The sequence below is a fragment of the Sporomusa sp. genome (genome assembly GCF_057736855.1).
In genome coordinates this window covers 1-10,254 of the sequence record NZ_JBYKYF010000057.1, presented here as the reverse complement: position 1 = coordinate 10,254, position 10,254 = coordinate 1, and the positions used below count along the sequence as shown (strand labels likewise).

Genomic DNA, 10,254 nt, shown 5'->3' with positions numbered 1-10,254 from the left:
GCCTTCGGTTAGTACGTCCTACCTATCAAGTTCAGTTAATGCGCAACAACGAAAAATTAAATGTAGTTGATTGTGCGTTAGCAACTCCGATTAATCCAGATGTCATAAATCCAGAAATATTAGAATTTGGTTCTATAGCCGGGATTAAGCAGCCTGCCTTAGGCATGATTATAAAAAAAAGTGGGCGTACTACGGGTGTAACGTATAGTCAAATCATCGCTAATGACGTAACTCTTAAAGTGGCGATGAATAACCAAGAGTATGGTGTATTTACTGATCAAGTCTTAGCTGGACCGATGAGTATGCCTGGTGATAGCGGCGCATTAATCCTGACGGAAGACAATTATGCAGTAGGCTTATTATTTGCAGGTTCAGAACAAGCCACTATGTTCAATAAAATTGAAAATGTACTAGAAGTACTTAATGTAGAATTCTAGCAAAAAACCAGGATAAAGTTCCTGGTTTTTTGCTACCGCTATATTTACATATTTTACATATATGGATATTCATTGTTATACGATCTAGGATGGTAATCGTAAGGATTAAAATCATTTATCTGGTTTCGTTTCTTTGATTTTAATTTAATTATTTTTTTCGGCTGGAGTCTTTGGTTTTGCTCTGCGGGATTATACCAGCCTTTTTGTTGCATGACTTTAAATAAAGTGTAAGCGTTTTCATGTTCATCATGCTGGAATTCTTCCATCGTATTGTGAATCGTGATATTCGTTGATTCCATTATTGCATGCTCGTATAAATGGGAGAGGTGTTTCTCAGTATTAATCAGGTCCATCATCATATCATACTCTGTAAGCTTATTACGACGGCTATTAAGAGCATTGCTATGACGTCGCTTACTTCCCATAAAATCACCCCGTTACAAAATAAAAATTTAAACTACTGATATTGCTGTGTTGATCCCAGCAATTGTTTTAATCTATCGATATGATGGCTCTTATTCATGGACATGTTAAACAATAGATTTTTCAATTCATTATCCTGGCAATGATCTGCATAGATATTATATTTAGAATATGCCAGTTTTTCCATTTGCAGGGCATCTTCCAAGTACATTTTTTCTTTTTGTGTCATTTTCTGAGCATAGTTATTACCGTAATACGCCAATTTGCTCACCTCCGGTTTTGGTTTATTAGTTTCACTTTAGTTTTTTCCTAATGAGCGTTAGTTATGCAGGATATAAAACCAAAACCATGGGAATATATTCCTTCGTCAGAAAGCTAGCAGATACCTAGAGGCATACATTACCCAAACAAATGTTCTCTAGGCTATTTATTGGATTACTCTCTAATTTGGAGTACGGCAAATTGGAAAATGCGTTACTGCTAAACGAAAATATCAGTTGCGATTATATCGCAACTAAATCGCAAGAATTGCGATTATATATTTTTCGTAGGATAGCAAAACTTTATTGCGATACTTTTGCGGAATAGGCACTACTGATTGGCCTTTCTACTGAGTGGGTATGTATTTTTTGTTGCAAGTCTCGAGAAGGGGAGTAAGAAGGATGGAGGTGCAATTGGCTCAAAACATTTTGTTTAATGGATTATTCTTAAATAAATTGCCCTGTTCTATATATCTACGCACCATTTTTTCAGACTTATGGCGTGTTTGCTGCATGATTAAACGCTCATCAATATCATATTGGGCTGCACTGGTAGCGAATCCTCGGCGGAGACTGTGCCCAGCAAAATGTTCGGGGTTTAGACCAGCAAGCTCAGCATATTTTTTTACAATAATGGCTACAGACTGATTAGTTAATCTTCGATTACGGATTTGTTTATGTTTAGTTACAGGGCGGAAGAGGGGACCTGAATGTAAATGAGCTGCATGGATCCATGATTTTAAGGCAGTAACTGCACAAATTTCTTGGTTTGAGGTATAAGGGATGGCAACCTGCTCACCTTGACCAAGCTGGTCGCCTTTGGAGTGGGCCACTAGAATAACTACACCTTCGGGCGTAAAAGTTAAATCTTCAATATCTATTTGTACTAGCTCAGACCGCCGAAAGGCACCCATAAACCCAACTAGTATTAACGCTTTATCACGAATTCCCGCAATATCTGTATCATCAATATAAGATATTATGTTTCGTAAATCGTCAATTAAAATTGGTGTTTTGCCTCGTTGCAGAGTACCTTTTTCGCGTTTAATGGCATCAAGAGCATTCCGAACAAGGCCACCACGACATGGATTATTATCAACATAACCAGCGGCTTTATGGTTTTCCGAAATAGCGCTTAAGCGGCGAGCTACTGTGTTAGCTTTAGCATGATCAGCTAGGTCGTTAATATAATTGACAATCGTTTCAGGTTCGGCAGGTAAAGCCTGCAAATTGCGATGCGTACACCAATCATAAAAATCCATCCAGTCAGCTTCATAAGCGCGTAATGTATTATCGGCTTTAGACTGCTGTAAACGTTTTTTGCTTTTTAATGAAAGCTTTTTGTTGGTTTGAATAAAATTATTTTTACGCAGAACAAAACCGTGATGATTGCTATTCATAATTGACCTCCTGAAAAACAAAAAAATGCTTTAACTAGTGATAACTATAAATTATCACTAGTTAGAAAAAGTATAATTTTAAGAGATTTATATAGTTAAACTATTGAATATTTCTTGTTATTTTATTATAGGCTTTTAACTCGTTAATTTGCAATTAGCAAGTCAGATGTTTTGATAAGTTTAATTTTTATATTAACTTTATACTAACGTAATATTTAGACTACCATATTCTAATCCGAATGACTATAGGTTAGATTCAAAAATTGTGTTAATTACATTCTTTCTTTGCGATTATGCTTTTTTGCTATTACCGGACTTGTTTGCTACTATTAGCTATTTACTAGTTACTTACCTGCATTCTTAGATTTAAACACAAACTACTGGCTTGTTGTTAAGCAAAATACGTTGGATAACAACAGTTAATAACTTAACCAGATATCTGGTTATCCGATTCTGTCATTCTGTTAATGGTAAATTAAGTATTATTTAATTTACATAATAAATATTATCGGACATAACAAGGCAATAAATTGATAATAAATTAATGAAATAAAAAAACGGGTCACTATTGTGCTTTCGTGACCCTTATATCATTAACTGCAAATGTGCTGTTTATTTTTATGGGAATTTTTAGAGTTTGCCCTGGATATATTTGCACGTCGTTATTAAGACCGTTGACTTTCTTTATATCTGTTATAACATTACGTATATCATCTTTAGGTGTACTGTAATTTGCGGCAATGCTCCAGACCGAATCACCTGGTTTAACTACTACCAACTGATAAGTTATTGCTTCTGAATTAGCTGTTGCTGCAAAATAATGATTCCAAATAAAAAATACCAACAGCATACTAACAAAAATAGTGAGCAAATGAAAATGTTTCATAAACATCATTCCTAGAACATATGTTTGGTCTAATTATAGCACGTACATATGTTCTGGTCAATATCAGTCCATAAAAAAACGAACGAATGTTTGCATTTTAGTATTATGATGCTATAATAGTAGTAATATAATTAATTATTGTTGGTGGTGTTCCGATGACTATAAATAAAGAAAGCTTACTCAATACCCGACAAAAACAAATATTAAAATATATTAAAGAAACGATTCGTAGTAAAGGCTATCCACCTTCCGTACGTGAAATTGGTGAAGCTGTTGGGTTAAGTTCTAGCTCAACAGTACATAGTTATTTGTCTAAACTTGAAGCTTTAGGTTTTATTCGCAGAGACCCAACTAAACCACGAGCCATAGACGTGTTAGACGAGGCTCCTTGGCGTCAAAAACAAATTACACCGGTACCGTTGGTGGGGCGAGTGACAGCCGGTAAACCTATTTTAGCTGTAGAAAATATTGAGGAAACATACCCTCTTCCCACCGAACTGGTCGGCAATGATGATGTTTTTATGCTTACGGTCCAAGGGGACAGTATGATTGATGCTGGAATTTTGGACGGTGATTATATTCTAGTGCGTGGCCAAAATACTGCGCGTAACGGTGACATTGTAGTAGCCCTGATTGATGAAGAAGAAGCAACCGTAAAACGTTTTTTTAAAGAAAAGGATTATATTCGTTTACAACCGGAGAACCCTACTATGGAACCTATTTTTTCGCGTCAGGTCACGATATTGGGTAAAGTCATCGGAGTCTTCCGTCGTCTTCAGTAGTACACAATTTACATAAGTTACATATTTTAGTCTACATAGCCACATATAGAAAGTTGAAAAGCAGCTTCTACATAGTAAGTAGTAAGCTGCTTTTCATACTTTGGAAAATTATAAAATGAAGATATTTAAGTTCTATTTTACTTCTTTGGCTGCTGTGGTGGAACTTTACTGCCAACACGTATTATTTTATCGACTGGTTTAAATTCATCTGTTGCTAAAAATTCTTGACTGACAATTACACCATCTATTTTTTTGATTCGATAAGTTGATATTATGAATCCCTTCTGTCCTTCTACCTCTACTATTTCTTTTCCTAATTCCAGATTCGGATCTTGTTTAATAAAAGTGCGAGGTTCCAAAACCTTTTTGTTCTTGGCAATTATAGATATTTCAGGAGGGTTTTTTTTACGTTTCCCAAGGATATTCACTATTAGCTGATTGCCTTGAATTTCAGAGGTAATATAAATATTTTCTGAAAGTGTGTTCTTAAATTTGAAATCGATTTGATTATCTGCCACAGTAGCGTCCAGTCCTAAAGGCACGTAAGCAGGTGGCCGAAAATGCGGAGTTCGCTCTTCAATCCCCAAATCCGCTAACAGTACAGCATTGTAGAGAGTACTGCTAACTTGGCATACACCGCCTCCCCAATCGGGAACTAAGACACCGTCAATATATACAGGAGCTTCTTTATAGCCAAATTTAGATAAACGTAACCCTACAATTTTATTAAAAGAAAATACTTCACCTGGTCTTAGCAAGCTACCATTAATGCTTTTGGCAGCCAATACAACATTTTGCGTGCGATTTTGATCAGTCGGATCAAACTGGGTAGTGTAGGAAGCAATTATACCATCAATGTGTGAGAGATCGTTCGTGACAATTGGCGGTACGAGTTCTTCTACGGTTATAGGCAGCGAAAAGCTAAGTTTGTTATTTAGAGCAGCAGTAACTTCAGCTACAGTCTTAGCTACATTCACTTTACGACCAAGGATTTCTGGAATTATTTCAAAATGAGTATTATCGATTACTTTTATAGTAGCATTTTGTGGTTGTCGGTCAATATTCTTAGCAATGGCTGCAATAAAATCATATATTTTGTCTTTATTGTAATGGACGGTCAGGGCTATAGTATGTCCCCGGTTTATTGTCAGATATCTTTCTTTTAGCTGATTAATTATGTTGCCTGTTCGGCCTACCTCATATGCCTGTTGTGCCAGCTTATCTGCTTGAATACTAAGTTCAATATTTTGGGCAGAGATGCTCCACTGCTGTTCGTTATAAGTAAGTGTAATAAATGGGACGTTTTGCGTACGTTCATTAAAAACGCTAGCAATCTTTTCTTGTGCTTCAGTTACTGATAATCCACCTACATGAATATCTCCTACAGTTACTCCTTGATAAATATTATTAGTTATTATAAATGCGGTATTAGCTGCAATCAAGCCGACTGAGCTAAATAGTATAATGATAATAAAAAATAGAATTACCTTTTTGTTTCGAGTTGTTACAGTCTGCACTGTGTACACTTAATCCTTTCATTGCGTTAAGTGTTATTTTTTTATTTATAAAGTTAAGCAAGGATGGCATTTAGCTATACTTTTTTGATTAAAGTTAGCCCCCGCCAGATAAGAAGCGGGGGACTCTATTACCATTTAACGCATTAATTACAATAATTATTGGATATTCATAGATAACTCAACGAATTTACCAGCAAGTTTGGCTTTCTGTAAAACTTCTTCAGTAATTTCGCCACCCTGTTCAACAATTACTACGCCATTATCGGTTTCGATACGGCGAGAGGCTCTTTTTCCAAGTAAAAATTTACGATGTTTATCATCGAATTTTCTGGCTAAATCATCAACTGGTTCTTGTTCTTGCGGTTGAGAGCCTTTAGTAGATGGTGTTGCAGGCACTTCGGGATTATTCACCGGAGTGTCGATATTTTTATCTTCAATAGGAGTAACCTTTGTAACTTCAACAACCTCGGAAATAATAAGCACTTCTTTGCCATAAGTAACAATATTTTCTGCTGCAATTTCTACGACTTCACCATTGTTTTTTTCAAGTTCACAACGGTTGATTTTGCCAGTGTTATCAATGGTAAAATCATTAATTTTACCCTCAAATTTTCCGCCTTTAGTAAGTACTTTGGTGCCAATAATCTTAACATCCGCTTCAAAAAAACTTTCGAATTCGGGGTGATTAGCAACCGGTAGGATATCTTGGCTGTTATTAATCGTAATAGCGTATTCGCCAAGACCGGCAATAGCATTAAAAGGTACGAGTTTAGCGCCTTGATACCACTTTCCATCATCAATAACTAATGCAGCTACTGTACCATTAGTATTGTTAATGAGAAGCTCTTTAACATGACCAAACTTTTTACCTTCAGTAATGCTAATAATTGGTTGTCCAATAATCTCAACACTTTTTTTCATTTTATAACCCCCAGATCTACTTAAAAAATTAGATATTACCTACATTACGCCACTCTCTAAATTCTTCATCGATTTGTGCCAGTATATTTGCTGGAATCTTGTCAAAAGGAGTATTATCTAAACGATGTTGCAATAACATATTTTTAGTTATGCGTAAATAGGCAATAGTACTAATAAACTCTTGTTCCATTAGCTTATCTTGTCGTGTTTGCGAGAGATTCCGTCCATTTACAAAAACTTTGATAGCGTCATCATATGCCCCTTTATTTTTTAATATGTTGCCAATTTCAACAATTAGCAAAGGAGCAGCTTCACTATTAGGGTATAAATGTAACGCTCTGCTAAAAGCATTGTAAGCAGCAGTATAATCACGACGTTCCTTACTTGCGAAAGCAAAATCAAGTAGTTCATCTAATTCTTCTGATTCAAAACGAATAGCTTCTATTTCTGGATCACTGTTAGCCATGTTTACCTGTTCAGCCTCCTGGACAATGGGCAGCATTGATATAGCAGGAAAATTCTTCTGCTCTACATCTTTTTCACTCATTATTATATCGTCAGGTATAGCGTTGGCCGTAAGTATTGTTTTTTCAGGGAGGTCGTTTTTAGATGAAGCTATAGGTTCTGCTACAAAAGATTCTGGTTGTTGGGTGATAAAGTCCGATGTTGGTTCGAACTCAGTGATTGGCTCTTTTCCTGCTTCTTCCGCTATGATAACCGATTCGGTACTAACCTTGTTATCATTACTAACAGGATATTTATGTATGGCTGGTATTTCCGGAATCGGCTGATTCTCTATTAGTCCAACACTGTCATCTGTCTCAGGTAAGCAAGGTTCATCTAATGTAAATTCGGGCTCAGGAGGTATGGGGAAGGCACTATCATGACTAACATTCTCTTCTAGCTCTTCTTGCGGCAATAAATCAGAGGTTATTGATTCATCATCTGGTTTTGTAGGTAGTAAAGACTCAACAGTAGCAGCAGGTTGTTCATGTTCCGATGGCTCTTGAGCGACCTGCTGATCGTTTGTTAACCAAATAGCATCATCTGTTGTCTCTAGCAGGCTAGCTGCGGCTATATGAGCTTCTGCGTCAAAATTCTCCTTTTGCTGCATTACATCTATTACATCTTCTATTGTTGTTGATTCGGGCAATGGGTCATTTGTAAAATTATGAGTTTCTTGCAGCCGTTCATTAGAAACAATGGATTCATTAGGGTTGTCCATTGGCAAGAGCGCTTTGTGCGTGTCCGCTTTATTTAGTAATGTTTCAGTTATTTCTGTCTGAATTACCATATCTGGGGCTACTGTAAGAGAATCAGCAGTCGTTGAATTAGTCTCTATGTTGTACTGGGATGGCCTGTCTCTGTCTACGTATTTGGCAACAATATACGCAAAAAGCACGGCAAAGAAGGCTAAGACAGCCAAGGTAACTGGCAGGTCAGCAAAACTGATAACAATTTTGGGCAGAACCAGGCTAATAAACATGGAACAAACTGCACATAGTAGCAATGGTTGTAACTGTAACCCCAGCCCGAAGATGTTATTAGCCAACTTATATACAATCAAAGTTGCCATAAGAATAGCAACCAAACTGGCAATGATATATTCCACACTAAACCACCAAACAGCAAAATATTAGCTACAAATAGCCATATTTCTGCTGTATTCGACGCTTTTACATTTTTTCCTGTCGCCAAAAATAGCTGGGTATAAGAAATATGTAAGAAATAATGAAGTTACATATCCATAATCGCGCTAGCTGCCCCTAAAATTCCCAGCATGGCATGTTCAAATGTTAAACCGCCCTGTAAATACACAATGTAAGGCGGGCGTAGCGGACCGTCAGCACTTAATTCAATCGATGATCCCTGAATAAACGTGCCACCAGCCATAATTACTTGGTCAGTGTATCCTGGCATAGGTCCGGGAAGCGGGCGCACATGCGCATCTACGGGTGAATATTGCTGTAACCCCTGGCAAAAGGCAACCATTTTTTCAGGAGAACCCAGTTCAATAGCTTGAATAATGTCACTGCGTATTTCATTAGGTTGCGGCAGTGTTTTATATCCCAATAAATCAAACAACACAGCCGCAAAGATTGCTCCTTTGATTGCTTGAGCTACAACGTGGGGTGCTAAGAATAATCCCTGATATAATAAACGGCTATCTGCAAGACTGGCCCCTAGCTCTCCGCCCAATCCAGGTGCTGTTAAACGATAGGCAGCCATGTCAACTAGATCACTTCTTCCTGCAATATAGCCGCCGGAAGGCGCGATTCCGCCGCCAGGATTCTTTATAAGTGATCCAGCCATGATATCAGCACCTACAGCAGTTGGTTCGAGAAGGTCAACAAATTCGCCATAACAGTTATCCACAAAACAGATACAATCAGGTTTATGTTTCTTTATTTCAGCACATATTGCTTTGATTTCAGCAATAGTCAGTGGCTTACGCAGGCTATAACCACGCGAGCGTTGGATTAATGCCATTTTGGTATTTTTTCGAATATGTCCCGCAATAGCGGCAATATCAACCCCGTCTTGGTTCATTGGCAACTCTTGATAGCTAATACCGCATTCCTTTAATGAACCAGGGGTGTGAACCTTGTACCCTATGACTGTTTGCATTGTGTCATAGGGTGCACCAGTAACTGCCAGTAATTCATCTCCTGGACGTAATAACCCAAAGAGTACACAGGCTAAGGCATGTGTGCCTGATACAAATTGAGTACGTACTAAGGCTTTTTCGGCGCCGCATAGTTCAGCCCAAACGGCTTCTAGGCGTTCACGTCCACTATCTCCATAGCCATAACCCGTTGTAGTTCGGAAGAGATACTCAGACACTTGATGATTACGAAAGGCCTTTAACACTTTAGCAGTATTTTGTTCGGCAATTTCATCTACAGCAGCAAACAACGGTTTTGCTGTTTCAAGAGCCTTTAGTTTTAGTTTGATAATGTTATCTGGAAATAGATTCATGTGTTTTCCTCTCCTGGCATGTATTTTTTATAAGTCTGCAATTGCTCTGGCGCTAAAGACACGGAAACAGCAATACCTGCTGCTTCATATGCAACCGAGTGTACTGTTGCAGAATCATATAGTTTGGCTACTAAACCACTATTATCATAAGGTATAAGTAAAGTTGTATCAACGGTGGTTGCTTTTAGATTGTCTTCTATCATCAAAAGCAGTTTATCCAAATTTGTACCATTTTCAGCCGATATGGCAATGGTGTTTGGTTCCCGTAGCATACGCATAATTACATGTTGGTTATCGATTTTATCCATTTTATTGAAAACTGTAATAACTGGCTTAGTTTCAGCTCCTAACTCCCGCAGTACCTGATATACGGCTTGCATATGCTGTTCATACTGGGGGTGACTGGCATCAATAACATGCAACAATAAATCAGCCTGTACTACTTCTTCCAATGTACCGCGAAATGCTGCGATTAACTGATGAGGAAGTTTTTGGATAAAGCCAACCGTGTCTGTCAGCAAAAACTCTTTCCCATTTGGTAATCTGCTTCTTCTGGTGGTTGAATCCAAAGTGGCAAAAAGCTTGTCCTCTGCCAATACTCCGGCAGCAGTAAGCTTATTAAGTAAAGTTGATTTTCCGGCATTGGTAT

Annotated in this window: 11 protein-coding genes; 2 read left to right on the top strand and 9 right to left on the bottom strand. The window is 37.6% G+C overall.

Annotated elements, in window-relative coordinates:
• Window positions 1-437 (top strand): chymotrypsin family serine protease (locus tag AC29Z1_RS05830; RefSeq protein ID WP_488270516.1); only part of this gene is annotated, 437 nt, incomplete at its 5' end.
• Between the two features lie 53 nt (window positions 438-490).
• Here AC29Z1_RS05830 and AC29Z1_RS05825 read toward each other — a convergent pair.
• From AC29Z1_RS05825 to AC29Z1_RS05810, 4 genes are all read right to left on the bottom strand, one after another.
• Window positions 491-862, bottom strand: a complete 372-nt coding sequence (locus tag AC29Z1_RS05825) for a spore coat protein (protein ID WP_488270515.1) — start codon at window positions 860-862, stop codon at window positions 491-493.
• A 32-nt stretch (window positions 863-894) separates the two neighbouring features.
• On the bottom strand, window positions 895-1,122 hold the full coding sequence (locus AC29Z1_RS05820) for a ferritin family protein (protein WP_488270514.1): 228 nt from the start codon (window positions 1,120-1,122) through the stop codon (window positions 895-897).
• A gap of 417 nt (window positions 1,123-1,539) precedes the next feature.
• Window positions 1,540-2,520 carry a site-specific integrase gene (locus AC29Z1_RS05815; RefSeq protein WP_488270513.1) on the bottom strand — a complete coding sequence of 327 codons (981 nt, stop codon included), beginning with the start codon at window positions 2,518-2,520 and terminating at the stop codon, window positions 1,540-1,542.
• Window positions 2,521-3,085: 565 nt separating this feature from the next.
• Window positions 3,086-3,406 carry a LysM peptidoglycan-binding domain-containing protein gene (locus AC29Z1_RS05810; RefSeq protein ID WP_488270512.1) on the bottom strand — a complete coding sequence of 107 codons (321 nt, stop codon included), beginning with the start codon at window positions 3,404-3,406 and terminating at the stop codon, window positions 3,086-3,088.
• Window positions 3,407-3,567: 161 nt separating this feature from the next.
• On the opposite strand from AC29Z1_RS05810, the gene lexA reads away from it, so the two are divergent.
• Window positions 3,568-4,188, top strand: a complete 621-nt coding sequence (lexA, locus tag AC29Z1_RS05805; RefSeq protein WP_488270519.1) for a transcriptional repressor LexA — start codon at window positions 3,568-3,570, stop codon at window positions 4,186-4,188.
• A 137-nt stretch (window positions 4,189-4,325) separates the two neighbouring features.
• On the opposite strand, the gene AC29Z1_RS05800 is transcribed toward lexA, so the two are convergent.
• The 5 genes from AC29Z1_RS05800 to AC29Z1_RS05780 all read right to left on the bottom strand — a co-directional run.
• Window positions 4,326-5,705, bottom strand: coding sequence for a VanW family protein (locus AC29Z1_RS05800; RefSeq protein WP_488270511.1), 1,380 nt, complete (start codon window positions 5,703-5,705; stop codon window positions 4,326-4,328).
• A gap of 156 nt (window positions 5,706-5,861) precedes the next feature.
• Window positions 5,862-6,626 (bottom strand): PRC-barrel domain-containing protein, encoded by a 765-nt coding sequence (locus AC29Z1_RS05795; protein WP_488270510.1) that lies wholly within the window; start codon window positions 6,624-6,626, stop codon window positions 5,862-5,864.
• A gap of 28 nt (window positions 6,627-6,654) precedes the next feature.
• Complete coding sequence (locus tag AC29Z1_RS05790) at window positions 6,655-8,238, bottom strand: tetratricopeptide repeat protein (protein WP_488270509.1); 1,584 nt, start codon at window positions 8,236-8,238, stop codon at window positions 6,655-6,657.
• A 125-nt stretch (window positions 8,239-8,363) separates the two neighbouring features.
• Window positions 8,364-9,605, bottom strand: a complete 1,242-nt coding sequence (locus AC29Z1_RS05785) for a methionine gamma-lyase family protein (protein WP_488270508.1) — start codon at window positions 9,603-9,605, stop codon at window positions 8,364-8,366.
• The coding region (locus tag AC29Z1_RS05780; protein WP_488270507.1) for an HflX GTPase family protein at window positions 9,602-10,254 on the bottom strand (653 nt) is incomplete at its 5' end. The genes AC29Z1_RS05780 and AC29Z1_RS05785, both read right to left, overlap by 4 nt.